Genomic DNA, 21,946 nt, shown 5'->3' on the forward strand with positions numbered 1-21,946 from the left:
CGGGGGTCTGGGGCGCGCGCCCCACCACCCCCGCGCGACGTGTTCGGCTACTCAGTCCGGCATCAGCTCGGGGCGGAAGCCCGCGTCGCGCAGCGCCTGCAGCACGAGATCGCGGTGCTCGGTGCCGCGCAGCTCCACCGACACCTGCAGGTTCACCTCGCTGATCTGCAGTCCCTGCCCGTGCCGGGTGTGCAGCACCTCGATGACGTTGCCGCCCGCGTCGGCGATCACCTGCGACACCTGCACGAGCTGACCCGGACGGTCGGGCAGCGGCACGCGCACGGTCATGTACCGCCCGGAGGCGGCCAGCCCGTGCGCGATGACGCGCTGCATGAGCAGCGGGTCGATGTTCCCGCCCGTCAGGACCGCCACGGTGTGCCCCTGCGAGCGCACCTTGCCCGCCATGATCGCCGCGACGCCCACGGCGCCGGCCGGCTCCACGACCACCTTGGCGCGCTCCAGCAGCGCGAGCAGCGCGCGGGCGATGTCGTCGTCGCTGACCGTGACGACCTCGTCCACGAGCTCGCGGATGATCTCGAAGGGCACGTCGCCGGGGCGCGCCACGAGGATGCCGTCGGCGATCGTCGGCGTGGTCTCGACGGCCACAGGGTGCCCGGCGGCGAGCGACGGCAGCACCGGTGCGGCGTTCTCGGACTGCACGCCGACGATCCGGACCGTGCGGCCCGCCGCCGCGGCCCGCGCCTTCGCCGCCGCGGCGACGCCCGCGATGAGTCCCCCACCCCCGATCCCGAGGACGATCGTCTCCACGTCGGGCGCCTCGTCCATCACCTCCAGACCGAGCGTGGCCTGGCCGGTGACGATGTCACGGTGATCGAACGGGTGGATGAGCACGGCGCCCGTGCGCTCTGCGTGCTCCGCCGCCAGCCGCAGGGGCTCGGTGACGGTCTCGCCCTGCAACACGACCTCGGCGCCGTAGCCCCGGGTGGCGAGCAGCTTGGGAACGGGCACACCGAGCGGCATGTAGATGGTGGCGTGGATGCCGAGCTCGCGCGCGGCGAGCGCCACGCCCTGCGCATGGTTGCCGGCCGAGGCGGCGACGACTCCGCGCGCCCGCTCCTCGGGGGTCAGGCGTGAGAGCCGATACGTGGCGCCGCGCACCTTGAACGAGCCGGTGCGCTGCAGGTTTTCGAGCTTCAGGCTCACGGGGTGGCCGAGCACCTCGGTGAGGTGCTGAGAGGGCTGCAGCGGCGTGCGCTCGATGACACCGGCCAGGCTCGCCGCCGCGGCCTCGATCTCGGCGAGCCCCGGTGCCGCCGAGATGCCCTGCGTGTGCTCGGTCGTCGTCATCCCCGACTCCCCTCCTCGCCGGACGTCGCGTCCGGAGTCGTCCCGGCGCCGACGGCGCCGTCGCCGGTCGGGTCCGTGCCCGCAGCCTCGTGTCGTGGCCCGTCACCGCGGACCGACCGCGGCACGGTCGTCCAGATGACGTCGGTGTCCGGCGGCGCGCCCGTGCGCCACGATCCGCTCGCGAGCGTGACGGCGACGACGTTGACGAACGCCGCCACCGGAACGGCGAACAGCGCGCCGGCGATGCCACCGATCATCGATCCGCCCGCCACCACGAGGACGACGGCCAGCGGGTGCACCTTCACCGCGGATCCCATCAGCAGCGGCTGCAGCAGGTGGCTCTCGATCTGCTGCACGGCCAGCACGACGGCGAGCATGGCCACCGCGATCCAGATGCCGTTGTAGGCGAGGGCGATCACGACCGCCACCGCGCCGGTGAGGATCGCGCCGACGAACGGCACGAACGCGCCGAGGAAGACGAGCACGGCGATCGGGATGGCCAGCGGCACACCGAGCAGCACGGCCCCGATGCCGATGCCGACGGCGTCGATCGTGGCGACGATGATCTGCGTGCGGGCGTAGTTGATGAGCGTCTGCCAGCCGTTTCGGGCCGAGGCATCCACGGCCTGCCGCGACGCGCGCGGGAACAGCCGCAGGGTCCAGCGCCAGATGGAGCGGCCGTCGGCGAGCAGGCAGATGAGGATGAACAGCGCCAGCAGCAGGCCCGTGCCGAGATGGCCGACCGTGGTGCCGACGGTGAGGGCGCCGCTGAGCAGCGTTTCGGCCTGCTCGCTGAGGAACTGGAACGCCGTGTCGAAGGCGTCGCTGATCTGGCGCTCCGTGAGCAGCCCGCTCGCGATCGCCCAGTCGCGCAGGTCCATGATCCCCTGGGCGGCGCGGTCTCGGACCTCCCCCGCCTCGCGGCTGACCTGCCAGACCACAAGCCAGATGAGGCCGGCCACGATGGCAAGCGTGCCCAGCACCGAGATGACGATGGCGAGCACGCGGGGAATCCGCAGCCGCAGCATGAGCGCGAAACCGGGGTACAGGAGCGCCGTGATGAGGATGGCCACGAGCAGCGGGATCACGAGCAGCTTGAACTGGATGACGAGCCAGACGCCGACGCCCGCGGCTGCGGCGATGATCAGCAGCCGCCACGCGTAGGCCGTCGCCATGCGCAGGCCGATGGGGACGTCCACACCGTCGATCGGCGTCCGCCTCGCCTCGGTCGCTCGCGGCCGCAGGAAGTCCCAGAACCCCCGGTTCGAGTCGAGCGAGGGGCGGTTCTCATCGCTCATCTGGCCAAGTCTAGGACCACGTCATATGCCCGCACTGGGATGCGGGCCGAAGGGCGCGCGACGATACCAGACCGAGCCGACGGAGCGGTGACGCCGGCGGCCGCGCTCGTTCATCCCGGCTCCGCCCCGCGTTCACCTCGTGACCCTAGCGTCGCCGTCGGCCACACCCACGCCACGCTCACCGCCGCGCGCTGCGTTCGCCCGCGCCCACACGCGGCCACGCGATCGCGGCGCTCCGGAACCGGTGTCGCGCCCGCGTGGGCCGACACAAGGAGAGAGATGACGAAATCGGGAGGGGTCCTGCGCGCGACGGGGGTGGGCGTGCTCGGCCTGTCGCTGATCGCCGCGGGTCTCGCAAGCACCGCCGGGTCGGCAGCGAGCGCCGCGGATCTGGGCGTGGGCGAGCCGCAGCTCGTGCTCATCGAGAGCGCCCACGCGACCGGCAAGACGGCCGTGATCGGCGACGGTGAGCTGCCGCTGACGAGCCGCACGATCGCCGCCGACCCGGAGGGCGTCCGCGCCCAGGCCGTGTCGATGTACCCGGTCGACGGCGCCGATGCGGCGTACGTCCTGTCGAGCGCCGAGGGCGAGATCCTCGCGCTCGCCGCACCCGAGGGCGGACTCGCGCTGCTCGACATCGCGCCGGACGCGGCCGCGAGCGATCCGCTCGCCGTCTGGACCGTCACCGAGCACGACGACCGCGTGATGTTCCACAACGGCGGGTCCACGCTCAACCTCTTCGGCTGGAACACCGCCGACGGCGCGGAGATCGGCACGTACGCGCCGGGCGACTTCGGCAACAACGAGTCCTGGCGGGTTCACCCGGTGCAGGGCACCGCGGACACGATAGGGGGCCTGGTCGCCCCGGGCGCGGCACCCGAGCTGCCGGCGACCGTGACGGCGCGCTACGGCTGGGGCCCGACCGCCCCGCTGACCGACATCGCGTGGCAGATGCCCGCCGACGACGCGTGGCAGCGGGACGGCATCGTCGAGTTCTCGGGAACGGCCGCCGGCCCGTACGGCGACACCGTCCGCATCGACGCCCGCTACACGGTGGGCACGGTGGGCGACGCCGTGGAGTCGAGCATGACGAGCTACGCCGGCGTCATGGTCGACACGCTGAGGCAGATCGCCCCGCGCACCGTCGAGCGCACCGTGAGTGGCTCGCAGATGACGGTGACGGCCGATGTGCGCTGGGACTGGGACGCGGTGGACCCGGGCGCGCTGACGCGGGAGGGCGAGGTTCTCGTGCACGCGGCTCCCGACCTCGGCTTCGCCGCGACCCTGCGGATCGCGCTCACCGCTCCGCGGGAGGTCAATCAGCTCCTCACGGGCGCCCGGACGTGGCAGCTGCACGTGAACGGCAGCACCGACCTGGGCGCCCTCACCGACGGCGACCGCGACGCACGTGCGTTCGACACGTGGCGCTCCGGGGGCGCGGCCAACCGCGCGAACCCGAACTGGGTGGCGTACTACTTCGACCGCCCGCGCCAGATCACCCGCGCCGCGCTCTTCGAACCGTCCGACGCCGACAACATCGGCACGGTCACCTTCCAGTACCGCAACATGCGCGGCGGCTGGGAGGACGTGTCGACGGGTCCCCTCGTGAACGAGGGCGGGCGCCTGGCGCTGGAGACGGCGTTCACGCCCGTGATGGCCACCGGCTTCCGTGCCGTCATCGAGCACAAGTCGGACGCCACCTGGATGGCGCTGTCCGAGTTCGAGGCGTGGGGACCGGGACTGTGACCGCCCACCCCGCACGCCGAACCATCAGCGGAGGAACCATGAATCACACGAAGAAGAGCGCCGCGCTGCGGGCGACGGCCCTGCTCGGCGTCGCGGCGACCGGGGCGGCGCTGGCCGTGCCGCTCGCGGCCACGCCCGCGCAGGCGGCCGAGGAGGAGGGAGCGTCGCGCTTCACCGTCGCCGTCCTGCCCGACACGCAGTTCTACTCCCGCTACTCGGCCGATCAGTTCCGCCCCCGGTACGGCACCGATCCCTTCGAGGTGCAGACGAAGTGGATCGTGGAGCACGCCGACGAGCTCAACATCGCCTTCACGACCCATCTGGGCGACGTCGTCGACCAGCAGGGTCAGGCCGGAGAATGGGTCGCGGCCGATCGCGCCATCAGCGTGCTCGAGGACGGCGGCATGCCGTACTCGATCCTTCCGGGCAACCACGACGTCTCCGACATGGGCGCCCGCAGCGGCGAGTGGATGGCGCCGAACTACCTGGCCAACTTCCCCGCCGGCCGCATCGACGACACCGACACGTACGTGAGCTCTCACCAGAACGGCTACTCGAGCGCGCACGTCTTCGAGGCCGAGGGCCAGGAGTTCCTCGTGCTGGCCATCGGCTGGAACGCGAGCGCCGACACCTGGGCGTGGGCGCAGTCGGTGCTCGACGCGCACCCCACGCTGCCGACGATCCTCACCTCGCACGCCATCATCGACATCGACAAGAACTCGGGCGACGCGACGGAGTTCTGGTTCGGTCAGGAGATGTGGGAGGAGCTGATCCGCCACAACGACCAGATCTTCCTCACGATGAACGGTCACTTCCACGGGCAGACCGAGCGGGTGCTCGTGAACGACGCCGGCAACGAGGTCTACCAGATCCTGTCGGACTGGCAGATGGCGGCCGATGGCGGCAACGGCATGATGAACGTGCTCGAGTTCGACCTCGAGAACGACCGCATCGACTTCGCGACGGTCTCGCCGTGGGTGCCCATGAAGCATCCCGAGACGCTCACCGTCGGCGACTCCCCCGTCGCGACGGACCCCGGCTCGGAGTTCTCCATCGACATCGACTTCTCGGAGCGCTTCGCCTTCGCGTCGGGCTTTGGCCCCGGCGACGGCGCATTCCCCGACCTGTCGGAGCGCGCCAAGCAGATCGTGCTCGAGGGCTGGGAGGGCGGCGACGGCGGCGGCTCCCTGCAGGCGGCGGGCAGCCGCGAGGATTACGTCGAGGTGCCGGGCACCGTGGCGCACTGGCGCTTCGGGGACCAGGCGCAGGGCGTGCTCCCCGAGAACGCGCAGGTCACCGACGAGACGGGCGAGAACCCGATGTACCGCCTGCCGCTGGAGCAGATCAATGCTCCCGCCGAGGTGGACGACGTGACCATCACGCACGAGAACGTCTCGAGCCTGTCGGCCGACGCGGGCGCGGTGTGCTTCGCGGACACCTCCCGCACCACCGGCAGGCTGAACTACCTCACCACGGAGTACGAGGTGCCGGTCACCCACGAGGACTTCGCGAACGGGTACACGATCGAGTCCTTCGTGTTCCTGTCCGACGAATGGACCGTCGAGGAGAACCAGTGGGGCGGCTGGCTGAGCCGCACCGGCCGGCGCTCGGCCCTTCCCGTCGCGTGGCAGCGGTACGACTACGACATGGGTCCCGCGTTCTTCTCGGTGTCGAACCTGAAGGAGTTCCAGTGGGCGACGACGAACGGCACCCCGTGGACGAACCCGAACTCGCTGTGGTCGGGCGAGATCATGACCGGCACGTGGTACCACGTCGCCGCCGTGAACGACCCCGCCTCCAACGCGACCACCATGTACGTGGACGGCGTGCCGGTGCTGCGCAACGCGACGAACCTGAACGGCATGACGTTCGCGCCGGGGTACCCGTGGGTGATCGGCACGGTGTTCAACTATGACGAGGCGTCGAACGGCTGGAACGGCTGCGTAGGCGAGACCCGCATCGTCGACCGCCCGCTCGAGACCACCGACTTCCTGTACAACCGGCTCGATCTGCAGGACGGCTTCGCCGTCGAGGGGCTGCCGTCGGGCGAGCTGCCCGCGGGCACGGTGATCTCGGAACTGTCCGGCACGGGCGTGCCCGGCACGCAGGTGCGTGTCGAGCGCCTCGGCACCTCGGGTGGCTCCGCCGGCATCCTCACGACCTCCGCGGCGACCGCGGCGGCACCGACCGCCGCCGCCGACACCGCGACGGTGCGCGACGACGGCACGTGGACCGTCGCGCTCGCCGAGCCGCTCCGGGACGGCAGCCACGCGCTGGCCATCACCCCGAGCATCGGCACCCGCGACGGCGAGCCCGTCACGACGACGTTCGCGATCGCGGCGGCGGGCGGCGACGGATCGGCGGGCGGCGGCGGATCAGCGGGCGGCGGCGGCGACGGGGCGCCCGGTGACGGCGGCACGACGCAGCCGGAACCTGCGGCCGGGGGCGAGGGCGGCGCGACGGACGACGGGGCTCTCGCCGCCACCGGTGGCGAGGGTGCGGCCTGGGCGGTGCTCGCCGCGGGCCTGCTCGGGCTCCTCGCCGGGCTGCGTGCTTTGCAGCGACGCCGACGAGCCTGACCGCCGCGGATGAGAGCGCCGGGGATCTATCGATCCCCGGCGCTCTTCTCGTCCCGACCGGCGGGTCAGCCGTCGAGGAAGTCGGCCATGAGCGGTCCGGCGGTGTTGGCGCCGCCGTCGCCGCGCTCCACGAAGACCGCCACGGCCAGGTCCCCCTGGAACGCGATCATCCACGCGTGGCTCGCAAGCTCACCGTTCCCATCGGGCTGGCCGAACTCCGCCGTGCCCGTCTTCGCCCCGACGTCCGAGCCCAGGCCCGCAAGCGCGGTTCCGGATCCCTCCGTGACGACGGCGTGCATGAGCCCGCGCAGCGTCTCGGCCTCCTCCGCGGTCAGCGAGGACTCCGCCTCCTCCGGCGCTTCCGTGAGGAAGGGCGACACCGTCCGGCCCGCCGCGACCGAGGCGGCGACCGTCGCCATGCCGAGCGGCGTCTCGGTGACGATGCCCTGGCCGATCATGTTCGCGGCGTGCTCGGTCTGCGACCCCGCGTCGTCCGGCCCCCCGACGCCGAGCGCCTCCGCGGCGTCGCGCAGATCGGCGTCGGTCACCCGGTCGTGCAGCCCCACGAAGGCCGTGTTGCACGAATGCGCGACGGCCTCGCGCAGCGTGATGCCGCCCAGCGCCGAGACGGGATAGCCGCCGTAGTTGTGGAAGGTGTAGCCGTCGACCGTCGTCTCCTCCGCGCAGGCGACGGCGTCGTCCGGCGCCATGCCGCTGCGCAGCAGCGCGAGCGTCGTGACGACCTTGAAGGTCGATCCGGGCGCGTACCGACCCGTCGTCGCCGCGTCGAAGCCACCGTTGGCCTCGCCGTTCGCGGCGGCGAGGACCTCGCCCGTGGACGGCCGGATCGCGACGAGCGCGCTGGCCGACTCCACACGGGCGAGCACGCTCTCGGCGCGCTGCTGCAGCGGGATGTCGAGCGTGGTCTGCAACGGCTCGCCGTCCGCCGCGGGCCACTCGGCCAGCACGCGGGGCTCGGCGCCCTCCTCCCCCGTCGACGCCGTCACGGTCACGGCCGGCTCGCCGCGCAGCTGGTCGTCGTACTCCGCCTGCAGGCCCGAGAGACCGGTCTGCTCCCCGGTCGCGATCTCCCCGTCGGAGCTCTCGATGATCTCGGCGGTGGCCTCCCCCACGGTGCCGAGGACCTCCCGCGCGAAGGTGCGGGTCGGCGCGAGCTGCATGGTGGCCTCGATGGCGCTCGCGCCGGGGATCTCGGTGAAGCCGGGCGCCACGCGCGCCGCTGCGTCCTCGGGGCGTAGCACGATCGCCTCGACGAAGGCGAGCTCCCCCATCGCCGCCGCACGGGCCGCGAACTCGTCGGCGTCCACCTGCAGGGCGGCCGCGATGTCGCGCGCGCTCTGCTCGACCTGCGCGGGCTCGATCCAGCTCTTGTCGAGTCCGTACCGCGTGACGGGCCGCTCCGTGACGATCGGCTCGCCGTCGCCGCCCAGGATGGGTGCACGGCCGGGGTACTCGCGCGTCACCGCCAGGGTCTCGCCCTCCTTCAGGCCGTCGGCGACGAGCGAGGGCGACCACGGCAGCGTCCACGCGAGCGGCTCGCCGTCGCGGCTCAGCTCGAGCGTCTGCTCGTATGTCCACTCCCGCCCGTCGAGGTCCCATGACCACACGGCGGGCACGCGCGCGACGCTGCCCTCGCGTTCGGCCTCGCCGAGCGTGAGGTCGAGCGGGTGCCCCGCCAGCGGCTCGACCAGTGCGGCGAAGTCGTGCCCGCCGTCCACGAGCTCCGGCAGCTCGTGACGCTCGAGGGCGGACTCGATCTCGGCGAGAGCATCGTCGAGACCGTCGTCGCCGGGGGCGCAGCCGACGAGCCCGAGAGCCGCGACGAAGACGAGGGCGAAGGCAGGGATCCGAGACATCGCCGCCAGTATGGCAGGCGGCGACGACGCCCACCCCGGGTCTCACCCGCGGTGTCGGAGGCCCGCAGTAGCGTGGAGCGGTGGCGATGAAGCGGATCGAGACCCTCAGCGCGGCGCAGGCGCGACGGATCGCCCTGGTCGCGCAGGGCTTCGGCGGGGCGCGCCCAGCCGCGGTGGGGCCGGCGCGGCTGCACGCGGCGATGGCACGGATGGGCGCGCTGCAGATCGATTCCGTGAACGTGTTCGCGCGCTCCCACTACCTGCCGCACTACGCGCGACTGGGCCCGTATGACCGCGACGCGCTCGACAGGATGCTCTTCGGACGCCGCGCACGGTACGTCGAGTACGTGGCCCACGAGGCGGCTCTGATTCCCGCCGACGACTGGGCGCTGTGGCGATTCCGGATGGACGACTTCCGCGCCCGTTACGGCGAGTGGGCCCGAGCCCACGCCCCGACGCTGGATCGCCTGCGCGCGGAACTGTCCACCCGAGGAGCGGTGCGCCCCTCCGACCTGCACGAGGACGCCCCTCGCGCGCCGCGGGGACCGTGGTGGGACTGGGACGACGTCAAGCGCGGGCTCGAGATGATGTGGCGCTTCGGCGAGGTCGCCATCGCCGAGCGACGGGGGTTCGAGCGCAGTTACGCCCTCGCCGAGCGGGTGGTTCCCGCCGAGGCCCTCGCGCGCGACGTGTCGCGCGCGGACGCGATCCTCGAGCTGGTGCGCCGGGCGGCCCGGGCCTACGGCGTGGCCACCGCGTCCGATCTGGCGGACTACTACCGGCTCAAGGCGCGCGACGTGGCCCCGGCCCTCGCGCAGCTCGCCGAGGCCGGAGAGCTGCTGCCCGTGCGCGTGGCCGGCTGGGAGCGGGGCGGCCGACCGCTGACGGCCTGGCTGCATCGCGACGCCCCGGTGCCGCGTCGCCTCGACCGCGTCGCGCTGCTGACGCCGTTCGACCCGGTCGTGTGGTTCCGTGACCGCGCCCTGCGGATGTTCGGGTTCGATTACCGCATCGAGATCTACGTGCCGGCCCATCGTCGGCGTTTCGGCTACTACTCCCTTCCGGTTCTCGTGGGCGACCGCCTGGCGGCGCGCGTCGATCTGAAGGCCGATCGCGCCGGCTCGACCCTGCTCGTGCAGTCGGCGTGGTGGGAGCCCGACGCCCCGGCGGAGGCCGCCGAGCGCATCGCCGCCGAGCTGCGGCGCGCCGCGGCCTGGCAGGGGCTCGAGCAGATCTCGGTGTCGGGGTGGGGCGACGCGTCGCACGACATCGCACAGGCACTGCCGGGTGCGCGGCGCCACGATCATCCGCGCGCGCCCCTGGCCCCCGCGATCCCGTTCCCGCCCGCGCAGACGGAGCAGGCCTCGTGACGGAAGACGTCGCGGCCCAGACCCCGCGACGCCGCACCGCACTCGTCCTCGCCCTCGTCGCGATCACGGTGGTGGTCATCGGGGCGGCGACCGCCTGGTGGCTCACCGCGGGCGGCTCCGAACCGCGCGCGACCGCGCAACGTTTCCTCGACGCGCTGGTCGCCGGCGACGCGGAGGCCCTCCGCGTCGTCACGGACGCGGACGACGACGCGCTGGCGCTGTTCGCGCAGGCCCGCGAGCACGCCTCGGGGGCCGCCCTCGGCGCCGTCGAGACCGATGGGGACGATGCCCTCTTGCGCGCCACCGTGACCCTCGGTGGTGAACGCGCGGAAGTGGCCGTGCCGATGAGGCGACTCGGCGAGACGTGGATCGTGCAGTCGGCCACGGCGTTGACCGTCACGCCGGGCCTGGGAGACGCCTTCGCCATCGGCGACGCCGCCTTCTCCGCCGACGAGGCCCCGCGGCTGCTCCCGGCGCTCTACGAGGTCGCGCCGCTGCCGGCGGAGGTCCTGCGCGGCTCCGCCGAGGTCGCGATCCTGCCCGGTCAGGAGACGGCAGCGCTCGACCTGGATGTCGCGATCGCCGACGACGCGACCGCGGTGGTGCAGCAGCATCTCGCCGAGCACGCCGCGGACTGCGCCGCGGCGACCGACGCGATACCCGACGCGTGCGGAATCGTCGTGCCGTGGGCGGCCGACCTGCGGGCGCTCGAGCGCGTCGCGTTCACGGTCGAGCGGGTGCCCGAGGTGTCGCTCGACACCGCCGCGATGGCGTTCGAGGCGACGGGCGGGGCGCTCGTCGCCGAGGTGACGGGAACGGCACACGACGGCACCGCGCGCACGTTCTCCTACCGCACCGACGACTGGATTATGCGCGGCGCGCTCGCCTTCCGCGATGCGCAGCTCGTGCTCATGGTGTTCTGAGCCGTCGCATCCGACAAATGCGCGCGCCCGCCGGACGGGTGCGGGTTAACGTCGAGGGAGCGGAACGTTCCCGGTACCCGATGAAGGAGAAGATCATGGCCGATGTCGAGAGCTTCCAGCTCGACCACACCGCCGTCCTGGCGCCCTACGTGCGCCTCATCGCCGTCGAGCGCGGCCCGGGCGGCGACGCGATCTCGAACTTCGACCTGCGCTTCGTGCAGCCGAACGAGGGCGAGATCCCCACGGCAGGGCTGCACACCATCGAACACCTGCTCGCGAGCCTGCTGCGCGACCGGCTCGACGGTGTCATCGACTGCTCGCCGTTCGGCTGCCGCACCGGCTTCCACCTGATCCTCTGGGGCGAGCGCACCCCCGAGGAGGTCGCTCCAGCCGTCGCCGACAGCCTGCGCGCCATCGCGGAGGACGTGACCTGGGAGGACGTGCCCGGCGTGAGCGCCGTCGGCTGCGGCAACTACCGCGACCACAGCCTCCACAGTGCGCGCGAGTGGTCAGCCCGCATCGTCGCGCAGGGCCTCAGCACGAACCCCTTCCGCCGCGTCGGCGTCTGACGGTCACCGGACCGCGCTCACCGAAGGCCGTCGGGTCAGAACTGCACGCGCGGCGGCTCGGCGATCGCCGCGCCGTCGATCACCTCGAAGAACTCGCGCTCGGCGAAGCCCAGCCGGCCCGCGAAGAGGTTGTTCGGGAAGACCTGGATCTTGGTGTTCAACTCGCGCACGCCGCCGTTGTAGAAACGGCGCGAGGCCTGGATCTTGTCCTCCGTGTCGACGAGCGACTGCTGCAACTGCAGGTAGTTCTGGCTCGCCTGCAGTTGCGGGTAGGCCTCGGCGACCGCGAAGAGGCTCTTCAGCGCCTGCTCCATGTGGCCCTCGGCCACGCCGGCCGCGCGCGGCGTCGTCGCCTGCAGCGTCTCGGCCCGCGCCCGCGTGACGTTCTCGAACACCGCCTTCTCGTGCGCGGCGTACCCCTTGACCGTCTCGATCAGATTCGGGATCAGGTCGGCGCGGCGCTTGAGCTGCACCGTGATGTCGCTCCATGCCTCGTCGACCCGGACGTTCAGCTGTACGAGCGAGTTGTACGTCGCCCACAGGTAGATGCCGACGATCACCGCGATGGCCACGACGATCCCGACCGGAATCAGCAACTCCATGAAGAACCCCCTGTTCGGGACCCCATCCTAGATGCCGATCTTCCGTCCCCGCCGGGAATCGCCCCATCCGCCCCGGCAGCGTGGCGTCGGGTAGCGTCGTGGCGTGAGCGCCCCCCTCTCCTTCCGCACGGCCGGCCCCGCCGATGTGCCCGCCGTCGTGTCCCTCGTCGAGTCCGCCTACCGAGGCGAGTCCAGCCGGGCCGGATGGACGACGGAGGCCGATCTGCTGGACGGGCAACGCACCGATGCCGCGCAGGTCGAGGCGCTGCTGAACGTCGCCGGGTCTGTCGTCCTGCTGGTCGAGCGCGGCGGCCGGCTCGCCGCCTGCTGTCACCTCGAGCATCGCGACGACTACGCGTACTTCGGCATGTTCGCCGTGGCGCCCCGCGCTCAGGGGGACGGCATCGGGCGGGCCCTGCTCTGTGAGGCGGAGCGCGTGGCCAGCGAGGAATGGGGCCTCGCCGAGTTGCGCATGACGGTCATCACGGCCCGGGACGACCTCATCGCCTGGTACGAGCGTCGCGGCTACCGCCGCACCGGGGAGCGCACGCCCTTCCCGTACGGCGACGAGCGCTTCGGGCTGCCCCGCCGCGACGACCTGGAGTTCGAGACGCTGATCAAGCCGCTCCTGCTCACGCCCGAGCAGGGTCGAGCGTCAGCCCGCTCGTGAAGACGCGCCGCTCACCCGTGAACGGGTCGTCGAATTCGAGCCGCTCGGCGAGCAGCTGCAGGGCGTGGCGGAAGTCGTACGGGTCGGGCCCCAGGTCGACCGGGTAGACCGGATCGCCGAGCAGCGGCAGACCCAGGCCGTTCATGTGCACGCGCAGCTGGTGCGTCTTACCGGTGTGCGGGCGCAGCACGAACTCTCCCGCCCATCCGCCCGCGTGCGGGAACGAGCGCACGAGGCGGATCGTGGTGTGGGCGTTGGGCTCGCCTGGCACCTCGCGGACCGGCCGGTGCCCGTCGATCTTGAGCAACCGATTGCGCACGTCACGGTCCTCGCCCGTCTCGAGGCCGAGCGGCAGCCCCTCCCCCGGCGACCACCCCTGCGGCAGCCAGGCGAGGGCGCGGTAGGTCTTCTCGATGTCACGGCGCTGGAACAGCACCTGGTACGCCCCGCGCGTGCGGGGACGGCGCGACAGCACGAGCAGCCCCGCCGTCACCCGATCGAGACGGTGGATGGCGACGAGGTCGTCCTCGCCGCGACGTACCCGCAGGCGGGTCACGACGCACTCCCGCACGAACACGCCGTTGGGCGTGGAGGCGAGGAAGTGCGGCTTGTCCACCACGAGCAGGTCGTCGTCCTCGTGCACGACGCGCACGTCGAACGGCACGCGGTCCTCATGCGGAATGGGCTTGTGGAACCAGTAGAAGCCGCCCGGCTCCACCGCATCGTCCAGATCGACCGCCACGCCGCGCGCGTCGACGAGCGAGCCTGCGCCGACGAAGTACTCGGGGGTGAGCGGGTTCTCACCGAAGGCCTGCTCGCGCCCCATGGTCGTCGGGATGACGGTGCCGGCGAGCCAATCGCGCACCGTCGCGGGGACGGGCAGGTGCGCCGCGTCGTGCGTTTCCCGTCCGCCGGGCGCGCGCAGCCGCGCGGCCGCGATCCCCTCGCGGGGTGGCAGCGCGGCGACCCTTCGCGACGTCCTCACGAGCATCGGAGTCTACGCGGCCGCGGGTGGGCGGTTCCCGCGCCCGCCGGCGCTTAGAAGCGGGCGAGGATGTCGGCGACACCCTGACGGAAGTGCGGGCAGGTGGAGATGTCGTGCGCCGTGCAGCGGAAAGCGTGCTCGGTCATCTCGCGCGAGCGCCGCATCTCCTCCATACGCCGGTCGAGATCCTCGAGATGCGCCTGGAGCACCTCGTGCCGGCCGGGCGCGTCCTCGTCGAGAAGCACGGCGATCTGGTCGAGCGACATCCCCGCGGCTTTGCTGCGCAGGATGATCGCGATCCGCGCGACATCATCCTCGCCATACCGGCGCCTGCCGGCCGCGTCACGGCGCGGCCGGAGCAGTCCGACCGACTCCCAATGCCGCAGCACGTGGGTGGGCAGATCGAACCTCTCGGCCACCTCGCCGACCGACCATCTCCCTGGCGCGGCCTCCGCACTTGACTTCATGTCGACATGAAGTCACACACTGGCCGACGACGCAAGTCCGACGGACGGAAGGATCGACATGGACGACGTGATCGTGATCGGCGCGGGCCCCGCCGGCCTGCAGGCGGCCCTCACCCTGGGAAGGATGCACCGCAGCGTGTTGCTGCTCGACTCCGGCGAGTACCGCAATGCGACGGTCGCGCACATGCACAACGTGGTGACGCACGACGGCACCCCGCCGTCGCAGTTCCGCACCGTGGCGCGGGCGCAGCTGGAGTCCTATGCCGACGTCACCGTGCGCGAGGCGACCGCCACCGCGGTGTCCGGGGCCGCCGACGACTTCTCCGTGACGCTCGACGACGGGACCACGGCGCGGGCGCGGCGCGTCATCCTCGCCACGGGCGTGGTCGACGACCTGCCGGACATCCCGGGGCTCGCGGAGCTGTGGGGCCGCCGCGCGTTCACCTGCCCGTTCTGCGACGGGCACGAACACGCCGGCCGGCAGGTCGCTCTCCTCGGCACCGCGCGCGCGGCCCACCTGGTCGCGCTGCTGGGCCGCATCGCCGCCGGCATCACGGTCTTCCCGCTCGGAGAATCGCCCTCCGACGAGGAGCGCCGCGCACTGGAGACGCGGGGAGCCCGGGTTCACGCCGCGCCCGCCGCCGCCGTGCGCGCCGACGGTGACGGTGTGCGAGTGGAGACCGCGGTCGGCGACGTGGTGGTGGACGGCGTCTTCGTCGCGACGGGGAGTATGCGTCAGCGGGCCCCGTTCGCCGAACAGCTCGGGCTGCGGATGCTCTCGTCGGGCGCCATCGAGATCGATGAGTTCGGCCGCACCTCCGTTGCCGGCGTCTCGGCGGCCGGCGACCTCGCGCACCGGGCGACACTCCCCGGCCCGGTCGCCTCGGTGGTGATGGCGGCCGCCGCCGGCCAGATGGCGGCCGCGGGCCTCGTACAGGAGCTGGCGGCGCACTGAACGGGCCGGCCGGCCAGACGGATCTTCTGGCCCCTCAGCCGCATGCGGGCCGCGCTCGGCGCGCCGGTCTCGTGAACGCCGCCGACGGTGTCACGGGACGCGGCGGGCCGCGCGCTCGCGGGGGTCGAGCAGGCGCAGCGCGACGTGAACCAGCGGTCCGATGAGGACCGCGAACAGCACGGTGCCGATCCCGACGCTGCCTCCCAGCAGCCAGCCGAGGGCGAGCACGGTCAGCTCGACCGTGGCGCGACCGCGCCAGTGCGGCCAGCCGAACCGCTGGCGCAACCCCGTCATGAGACCGTCGCGCGGTCCCGGCCCGAGGTGCGCGCCGATGTAGATGCCGCTGCCGACGGCGACCACGACGATGCCGGCCAGCAGCGCCACCACCTGCAGCGCGAGGTGGTCGGGCCTCGGAAGGAGATCCACGGTGACCTGCATGACCGTGCCGACGAGCAGCACGTTCAGCACGGTCCCCACCCCCGGGCGCTGTCGCAACGGGATCCAGACGAGCAGCACGAGAGCCCCCAGCACGACGCTGGTCCAGCCGATGCCGATGCCCGTCCGGCGCGCGATACCGTCGGCGAGCACGGTCCAGGGGTCCAGGCCGAGACCGGCGATGACGGTCAGTCCGACGCCGATCCCGAAGACCGCGAGGCCGAGGATCAGGCGCAGCGTGCGCAGGGTGAGCGCCGCGACGGACGCGGACGGGAGCGAGCCGGGCGTCCGCGCCGCCGTTGCCCCGGAATTCGCCATCAGGCCACGCTACCGCTCGACAGGCCTCTCGGGCGCGCGGCCCCGCCGATCGTCGTTCGTCCCTCGGCCTCGCCCTAGCAATCTCGAGACCGCGCAGTCAAGCCCTTGGCCCGTCGCGATGACGGCAGTACAGTCTTGGGGCACTTTTTGCGGCGAACCCCGCGCCGCTTGACGGCACCGTACCCGAATGAGGAGCCCGATGACTCGCGATGTCCGGCACGTCACGCACGTCCTGTACCCGAACGCGACCGAGGACGACCACGGCCCCTGGGAGAACCCGGCGGCGTCGGACGAGATCGCGCGACTGCTCGACGAGGGCTACGACATCGTCGACACGAGCGTGGCGCCGCTGACCTCGCCCTGGGTGCGCGCGACGCAGATGGTCTCGGCGACGCGCCTCGTCCTCGTGACGACCCTCGTCCGGGCCGTCTGAGGCGGCGCGCCGAAAGCCGTCCCCCCGCTGGGATTCGAACCCAGACTGGGCCGAGTTTAAGTCGGCTGCCTCTGCCGATTGGGCTACGGGGGGTCTTCGAGCAGACGACGAAGGGCGCCCATCCACGTTAGAGGATGGGCGCCCTTCGTCGCTGCGGACTACTCGGCGGGGACCTTCTCGGCCGGGGCCTCGGCCGGGGCGGCGGGGGCCTCGGCCGGGCGGCGGCGGGCTTCTCCGCGGCGGCCGGCTTCTCGGCCGGCGCCGGGGCCTCCTCCGCCGGGGGCTTCGGGCGCGAGGCGAAAGCCTCGAAGAAGCCGCGCGGGTTCGTCAGGGTGCTCAGCTGCACCTGGTCGCGGCCCAGGAAGAAGTTGTGCCACCAACCCCAGAGCACGCGCCACTTACGCTCCCACGTCGGCATCGCCAGGCCGTGGTAGCCGCGGTGCGCGACCCAGGCGAGGAAGCCCTTGATCGCGATCTTGCCCGACTGGAAGACACCGTCGTACAGGCCGAGGCCCGCGACGGCGCCGAGGTTCTTGTGGTAGTAGTCCACGGGCTCCTCGCCGCGCAGCACCGCCACGAGGTTCTTCGCCAGGCGCTTGGCCTGACGCACCGCGTGCTGCGCGTTCGGCACGCACGTGCCGTCGGGCAGACCGCCGGTCTTGTCGGGCACGGCGGCGACGTCACCGGCGGCCCAGGCGCCCTCGACGACGTTCTTGTCGGCGTCGATGACGCGCAGGTCGGCCTGCGTGCTGATGCGGCCGCGGGGCTCGGTCGGCAGGTCGCTGCCCCGCACCACCTGCGGGTTGGCCATGACGCCGGCGGTCCAGATGATGAGGTCGGTCGGGTACTCCTCACCCGTGTTGGTCTTGACGACGCCGCCCGTGGCGTCGGCGACCTGGGTGTCGAGGTGGACGTAGGCGCCCTTCTTCGCGAGGTCCTTGAGCACCCACTCCGACGTCTCAAGCGAGACCTCGGGCATGATGCGCCCCATCGCCTCGATGAGGTGGAACTGCGTCTCCTCGAACGCGATCTCCGGGAACCGCTCGAGCAGTGCCGAGGCGGCCGACCGCAGCTCCGCGAACGTCTCGATGCCGGCGAATCCGCCGCCGACGACGACGACCGTGAGGAGGCGCTTGCGCAGCTCGCTGTCCTTCGGCAGGGCCGCGGCCTTCTCGAAGTTGGAGATCATGCGGTCGCGCACGGCGGCCGCCTCCTCGATGGACTTCATGCCGATCGCGTTGTCGGCGATACCCGGGATGGGGAACGTGCGCGACACCGACCCGGCCGTGACGACGACGTGGTCGTACTCGAGCGCGTAGGGCTCCCCGCCCTCGGGCGAGATCGTGGCGATCTTGTTCGCGTGGTCGATGCCCGTGACCCGCGCGTTGACGATCTTCGTGCGCTTCAGGTGCCGCCGGTGCGAGACCACGGCGTGACGCGGCTCGATCGACCCGGCCGCCACCTCCGGAAGGAACGGCAGGTAGGTCATGTAGGGCAGCGGGTCGACCATGACGACCTCTGCCTCCCCCTTGCGGAGGTGCTTCTCGAGCTTCCACGCGGTGTAGAAACCGGCGTATCCGCCGCCGACGATGAGGATCCTGGGCACGACTTCACGAACTCCTTGACTGTGGATTGCCGGGCAGGCGCCTGGGCGCCGTTCGAATGCGTCGGACGACAGCGACGAGGCCGAGCGTTATCAGGATACTAGCCGCGCTGACCGCAACGAGCGGCAGCGTCCCCTCTCGCAGCGAGGCCTCGGTGGGCAGCCAGGGCGATCCGGCCTCGCTCGGGGCCTCCGCGGGCGGCAGCGGCGGCACCGATACCTCCACCTCGTCGGGGAGGGGCGCGGGCTGGGCATCGCCGCGGCGATAGAGGCGGATCCACTCCTCCAGCTCGACGTCGACGAGGGGGTTGTCGGCCACGGCCGGCACGTCCGAGGCCACCGCCTCCGCGGCATCGACGAGCCCGTACCCGTACTCCGGGTCGGGCACGCTCGCTCCCGGCACGCGGTCCGCCGTGGCGATGATGCGGTTGATGACGTTGTTCGCGTCGAGCCCGGGGTGCGCCGATCGCACGAGCGCCGCGACGCCGGCGACGATCGGGGCCGCACCGCTCGTGCCGTCCCACCGCATGAGCTGCCCGTCGGGTGCGATGCCGAGGAGGTTCTCGCTCGGCGCCACGACGCCGATCGTGATGCCCTGGGTCGATGCCTCCACGCTGGCGTGCCCGCTCTCGTCCACGCCGCCCACGGCGAGCACGCCGGGGATGGTGGCGGGGGCTCCCACCACGTCCGTGCCGCTGCCGCGGTTGCCGGCGGCCACGACGATCACCACGTCGTTCTCGAACGCGTGCAGAAACGCGTCGTCCCAGGACTGGTCCCACGTGAGCGTGTTCGTCGTCCACGACAGGTTGATGATGTCGGCCCCGTGATCGACGGCCCACGTGATCGCCGCGGGCACCTGGTCCACGAACGGCACGGCGGCCGACGCGCCGAAGCCCACGGAGATGGACAGCAGCCGGGCGGCGGGCGCGACGCCGATCATCCCGGTGTCGGGACCGGTGCCGCGCGCGGCGGCGATGGAACCGACGAGCGTGCCATGATTACGGTCGCGCGCTCCCACGGGGGTGCGGCCGTCGGCGCTGCCCACGCCGGAGACGTCCGTTCCCCCGGCGACGGCTCCGGACAGCTCCGGCGGGCCGTCGGCGATGCCGGTGTCGATGACCGCGATCGTCACGCCCTCGCCGCGGGTGGTCTCCCACGCCTTGTCGATGCCGTAGTCCGAGATCCAGTACTGCGCCGCGCGCACCGGATCATCGGGCGCCGCCTCCGCGCTCGGCGTGGGGGCGGGCGTCGGGGTGGCCGCGCCGGTAAGCAGCACGACGGCGACGGCCGCGCCCGCGAGCACCGCCGGCACCCTGGCGCGTCGGCTAGCGGCCATCCTCTGCCCCGTCCGCGCCGGCCAGCGCCGCCCCGGGGTCCTCGCACTCGCACCGCTGCGGCGACCATGCCGACAGGGCCAGCGCCTCGTCGCCGAGCGGGTTCACGCCCGGCCCGGCCGCGAGCGCATGCCCGGCGAGCGCGTGGAGGCACTTCACCCGGCGGGGCATGCCTCCGGCGGACACGCCGGCGATCTCGGGCACCTCGCCGTACGGGGCGCGGTCGGCGAGGTAGGCGTCGTGCGCGCGAGCGTATGCCGCGCGCAGTCCGGCGTCGTCGGCGAGGCGATCGTTCATGCCGACCATCACCTGGTCGGCCTCGAGCCGAGACATCTCGGCCGTGGCAGCGGGATGCGTGAGGTAGTAGAAGGTGGGGAACGGCGTGCCGTCGGGAAGGCGGGGCGCGGTGGCCACGACCGTGGGGTTGCCGCAGGCGCAGCGCGCCGCGATGCCCACCACGCCGCGAGCGGGCCGCCCGAGCTGCTCCGAGACCACCCGGAGGTCGGCGTCGCGAACCGGTTCGAAGGGCGGAGTCGTCACCTGACCAGGCTATAAGGGCTTCGCTGGCAATCGGCAGACACGCAGGTTCGCGACCGGACCGTTACGCGGCCTAGCCCTGCGGACCCACCGCCGTCTGCGTGAGGCCGGAGGCGACGAGCGATCGCAGGAGCTGGCCCGTCCAGTCGGCGGGTGCCTCCTCGACCTCGCCGCTGACGGGTTCCTCGTCGCGCGGCAGCTGCGACTCGTCGAGGTCGTTGTCGATCAGGTAGACGACCTCCCCCGGCCGGCCGTAGTAGAGCCGCTCGCGGGCCTGCGTCGTGATGTAGGCCGGGTCCTGCCAGCGCTCCTGCTCGGCCTCGAGCGCAGCGATCTCGTCGGCCGTGAGCTGCACGGCCTCCTCGAGCGCGGCGATCTTCTGGCGCTGCTCCACGAAGGTGCCCACCGTGGGCACCAGCACGAACGCACCCAGCACGACGAGGCCGAGCATGATCACGGTGAAGCCGGACAGCCGCAGCCCGCCCAGCCAGTCGCGGGCGCTCGTCGTGCGCGGTCCACGCCGCGGAACGCGGGAAGGGGGAGCCGATCCGGTCATCCGCTCCCCCTTCCGGTCGTCGTGTGCGCTCAGCCCTTGAATCGCGGGTAGGCGCCGCGTCCCGCGAACGTCGCCGCGTCGCCCAGCTCCTCCTCGATGCGCAGAAGCTGATTGTATTTCGCCACCCGGTCGCTGCGAGCGGGCGCGCCGGACTTGATCTGACCGCAGTTGACGGCGACGGCGAGGTCGGCGATCGTCGTGTCCTCCGTCTCACCCGAGCGGTGCGACATCATCGCGGTGTAGCCGGCGTTGTGCGCCATCGAGACGGCGTCGAGCGTCTCGGTCAGGGTGCCGATCTGGTTCACCTTCACGAGGAGGGAGTTGGCCACGCCCTGCTCGATGCCGCGCTGGAGGCGCTCCGGGTTGGTGACGAAGAGGTCGTCACCCACGAGCTGCACCTTGCCGCCGATGGCGTCGGTGAGCGCCTTCCAGCCCTCCCAGTCGTCCTCCGCGAGGGCATCCTCGATGGTCACGAGCGGGTAGTTCGCGAGCAGCTCCTCGTAGTAGCCGATGAGTCGGTCGCTCGACCACTCCTTGCCCTCGAACGTGTAGACGCCGTCCTTGAAGAACTCCGTGGCGGCCACGTCCAGGCCCACCGCGATGTCGGTGCCCGGCGTGAAGCCGGCCTTCTCGATCGCGCCGATGAGGAAGTCGAGACCCTCGCGGTTGCTCGGCAGGTCGGGTGCGAAACCACCCTCGTCGCCCAGGCCCGTGGCGAAGCCACCCGCAAGCAACTCCTTCTTGAGCACGTGGTAGGTCTCCGCACCCCAGCGCAGCGCCTCGGCGAACGACTCGGCGCCGTGCGGCACGAGGAAGAACTCCTGCATGTCGATGCCGTTGTCGGCGTGCTCGCCGCCGTTGATGACGTTCAGCGCCGGAACCGGCAGCACGTGCGCGTTCGGGCCGCCGATGTAGCGGAAGAGGGGCAGGTCGGCGCTGTCGGCCGCAGCCTTGGCGACGGCCAGGCTGACGCCGAGGATGGCGTTGGCTCCGACGCGCTTCTTGTTGGGCGTGCCGTCGACCGCCTTGAGCGTGGCGTCGATGACGCGCTGGTCGCTCGCGTCGAGGCCCTCGATGGCGGGCCCGAGCTCGTCGATCACCGCGTCGACGGCCTTCTGCACGCCCTTGCCGTTGTAACGGTCCTTGTCGCCGTCACGCAGCTCGTACGCCTCGAAGGCGCCGGTGGATGCGCCGGACGGGACGGCCGCGCGCTGCACGATCCCGTCGTCCAGCAGCACCTCCACCTCGACCGTGGGGTTGCCGCGAGAATCGAGAATCTCGCGAGCGCCTACTGCTTCGATCTGTGCCACGGGTGACTCCTCTGCACGTGGGGATGACCGGTTCCGATCCGATTTCAGCCTAGTCGTGCCCGGGGGCCGCC

20 protein-coding genes and 1 tRNA gene are annotated in these 21,946 nt (G+C 72.2%); 8 read left to right on the plus strand and 13 right to left on the minus strand.

Going from position 1 to position 21,946, the window contains the following annotated elements:
• Positions 1 to 51: 51 nt before the first annotated feature.
• Positions 52 to 1,308, minus strand: a complete 1,257-nt coding sequence (gene ilvA, locus N8N77_RS03140; RefSeq protein ID WP_261164572.1) for a threonine ammonia-lyase — start codon at positions 1,306 to 1,308, stop codon at positions 52 to 54.
• Positions 1,305 to 2,606, minus strand: coding sequence for an AI-2E family transporter (locus N8N77_RS03145; RefSeq protein ID WP_261164573.1), 1,302 nt, complete (start codon positions 2,604 to 2,606; stop codon positions 1,305 to 1,307). The genes ilvA and N8N77_RS03145 overlap by 4 nt, the downstream gene beginning before the upstream one ends.
• A 279-nt stretch (positions 2,607 to 2,885) precedes the next feature.
• Here N8N77_RS03145 and N8N77_RS03150 point away from each other — a divergent pair, with 279 nt between their 5' ends.
• Together N8N77_RS03150 and N8N77_RS03155 are read left to right on the plus strand one after the other, a co-directional pair.
• Complete coding sequence (locus tag N8N77_RS03150) at positions 2,886 to 4,352, plus strand: Ig-like domain-containing protein (RefSeq protein WP_261164574.1); 1,467 nt, start codon at positions 2,886 to 2,888, stop codon at positions 4,350 to 4,352.
• A gap of 38 nt (positions 4,353 to 4,390) precedes the next feature.
• Complete coding sequence (locus tag N8N77_RS03155) at positions 4,391 to 6,931, plus strand: LamG-like jellyroll fold domain-containing protein (protein WP_261164575.1); 2,541 nt, start codon at positions 4,391 to 4,393, stop codon at positions 6,929 to 6,931.
• A gap of 65 nt (positions 6,932 to 6,996) precedes the next feature.
• Here the strand turns inward: N8N77_RS03155 and N8N77_RS03160 are convergent, their stop codons facing one another.
• Complete coding sequence (locus tag N8N77_RS03160) at positions 6,997 to 8,808, minus strand: penicillin-binding transpeptidase domain-containing protein (protein WP_261164576.1); 1,812 nt, start codon at positions 8,806 to 8,808, stop codon at positions 6,997 to 6,999.
• Between the two features lie 86 nt (positions 8,809 to 8,894).
• On the opposite strand from N8N77_RS03160, the gene N8N77_RS03165 reads away from it, so the two are divergent.
• The 3 genes from N8N77_RS03165 (at position 8,895) to N8N77_RS03175 (ending at position 11,670) form a co-directional block, all read left to right on the plus strand.
• Positions 8,895 to 10,178, plus strand: coding sequence for a winged helix-turn-helix domain-containing protein (locus N8N77_RS03165; protein ID WP_261165600.1), 1,284 nt, complete (start codon positions 8,895 to 8,897; stop codon positions 10,176 to 10,178).
• Positions 10,175 to 11,101, plus strand: a complete 927-nt coding sequence (locus tag N8N77_RS03170; protein ID WP_261164577.1) for a condensin complex subunit 2 — start codon at positions 10,175 to 10,177, stop codon at positions 11,099 to 11,101. The genes N8N77_RS03165 and N8N77_RS03170 overlap by 4 nt, the downstream gene beginning before the upstream one ends.
• A gap of 95 nt (positions 11,102 to 11,196) precedes the next feature.
• On the plus strand, positions 11,197 to 11,670 hold the full coding sequence (locus N8N77_RS03175; RefSeq protein WP_314732504.1) for an S-ribosylhomocysteine lyase: 474 nt from the start codon (positions 11,197 to 11,199) through the stop codon (positions 11,668 to 11,670).
• 35 nt (positions 11,671 to 11,705) lie between these two features.
• Here the strand turns inward: N8N77_RS03175 and N8N77_RS03180 are convergent, their stop codons facing one another.
• On the minus strand, positions 11,706 to 12,272 hold the full coding sequence (locus N8N77_RS03180) for a LemA family protein (protein ID WP_261164579.1): 567 nt from the start codon (positions 12,270 to 12,272) through the stop codon (positions 11,706 to 11,708).
• 103 nt (positions 12,273 to 12,375) lie between these two features.
• Between N8N77_RS03180 and N8N77_RS03185 the strand changes: the two genes are divergently transcribed.
• Positions 12,376 to 12,942 carry a GNAT family N-acetyltransferase gene (locus tag N8N77_RS03185; protein WP_261164580.1) on the plus strand — a complete coding sequence of 189 codons (567 nt, stop codon included), beginning with the start codon at positions 12,376 to 12,378 and terminating at the stop codon, positions 12,940 to 12,942.
• Here N8N77_RS03185 and N8N77_RS03190 read toward each other — a convergent pair.
• Both N8N77_RS03190 and N8N77_RS03195 read right to left on the minus strand, forming a co-directional pair.
• The gene (locus N8N77_RS03190; protein ID WP_261164581.1) at positions 12,905 to 13,927 is read right to left on the minus strand and encodes a pseudouridine synthase; all 1,023 of its coding nucleotides are present in this window, start codon (positions 13,925 to 13,927) and stop codon (positions 12,905 to 12,907) included. The genes N8N77_RS03185 and N8N77_RS03190 overlap by 38 nt on opposite strands.
• 53 nt (positions 13,928 to 13,980) lie before the next feature.
• Complete coding sequence (locus N8N77_RS03195; RefSeq protein ID WP_261164582.1) at positions 13,981 to 14,394, minus strand: MerR family transcriptional regulator; 414 nt, start codon at positions 14,392 to 14,394, stop codon at positions 13,981 to 13,983.
• A gap of 58 nt (positions 14,395 to 14,452) precedes the next feature.
• On the opposite strand from N8N77_RS03195, the gene N8N77_RS03200 reads away from it, so the two are divergent.
• The gene (locus tag N8N77_RS03200) at positions 14,453 to 15,349 is read left to right on the plus strand and encodes an NAD(P)/FAD-dependent oxidoreductase (protein WP_261164583.1); all 897 of its coding nucleotides are present in this window, start codon (positions 14,453 to 14,455) and stop codon (positions 15,347 to 15,349) included.
• Positions 15,350 to 15,439: 90 nt separating this feature from the next.
• On the opposite strand, the gene N8N77_RS03205 is transcribed toward N8N77_RS03200, so the two are convergent.
• Positions 15,440 to 16,102 (minus strand): YitT family protein, encoded by a 663-nt coding sequence (locus N8N77_RS03205; protein WP_261164584.1) that lies wholly within the window; start codon positions 16,100 to 16,102, stop codon positions 15,440 to 15,442.
• Between the two features lie 199 nt (positions 16,103 to 16,301).
• Between N8N77_RS03205 and N8N77_RS03210 the strand changes: the two genes are divergently transcribed.
• Positions 16,302 to 16,535: a hypothetical protein gene (locus N8N77_RS03210; RefSeq protein WP_261164585.1), complete on the plus strand. Its 234-nt coding sequence runs from the start codon at positions 16,302 to 16,304 to the stop codon at positions 16,533 to 16,535.
• Between the two features lie 19 nt (positions 16,536 to 16,554).
• Here the strand turns inward: N8N77_RS03210 and N8N77_RS03215 are convergent.
• From N8N77_RS03215 to eno, 6 genes are all read right to left on the minus strand, one after another.
• A tRNA-Leu gene (locus N8N77_RS03215) sits at positions 16,555 to 16,628 on the minus strand.
• A gap of 34 nt (positions 16,629 to 16,662) precedes the next feature.
• Positions 16,663 to 18,141 carry an NAD(P)/FAD-dependent oxidoreductase gene (locus N8N77_RS03220; protein WP_261164586.1) on the minus strand — a complete coding sequence of 493 codons (1,479 nt, stop codon included), beginning with the start codon at positions 18,139 to 18,141 and terminating at the stop codon, positions 16,663 to 16,665.
• A 4-nt stretch (positions 18,142 to 18,145) separates the two neighbouring features.
• Complete coding sequence (locus N8N77_RS03225; protein WP_261164587.1) at positions 18,146 to 19,474, minus strand: S8 family serine peptidase; 1,329 nt, start codon at positions 19,472 to 19,474, stop codon at positions 18,146 to 18,148.
• Positions 19,464 to 20,012 (minus strand): DUF501 domain-containing protein, encoded by a 549-nt coding sequence (locus N8N77_RS03230; protein WP_261164588.1) that lies wholly within the window; start codon positions 20,010 to 20,012, stop codon positions 19,464 to 19,466. The genes N8N77_RS03225 and N8N77_RS03230 overlap by 11 nt, the downstream gene beginning before the upstream one ends.
• Before the next feature lie 70 nt (positions 20,013 to 20,082).
• A complete protein-coding gene (locus N8N77_RS03235; protein WP_261164589.1) occupies positions 20,083 to 20,565 on the minus strand; it encodes a septum formation initiator family protein in 483 nt (160 codons plus the stop codon).
• A 29-nt stretch (positions 20,566 to 20,594) separates the two neighbouring features.
• Positions 20,595 to 21,875, minus strand: coding sequence for a phosphopyruvate hydratase (eno, locus tag N8N77_RS03240; RefSeq protein ID WP_261164590.1), 1,281 nt, complete (start codon positions 21,873 to 21,875; stop codon positions 20,595 to 20,597).
• Positions 21,876 to 21,946 lie beyond the last annotated feature (71 nt).

Source organism: Microbacterium sp. Marseille-Q6965 (assembly GCF_946151065.1).
Lineage (GTDB): Bacteria > Actinomycetota > Actinomycetes > Actinomycetales > Microbacteriaceae > Microbacterium.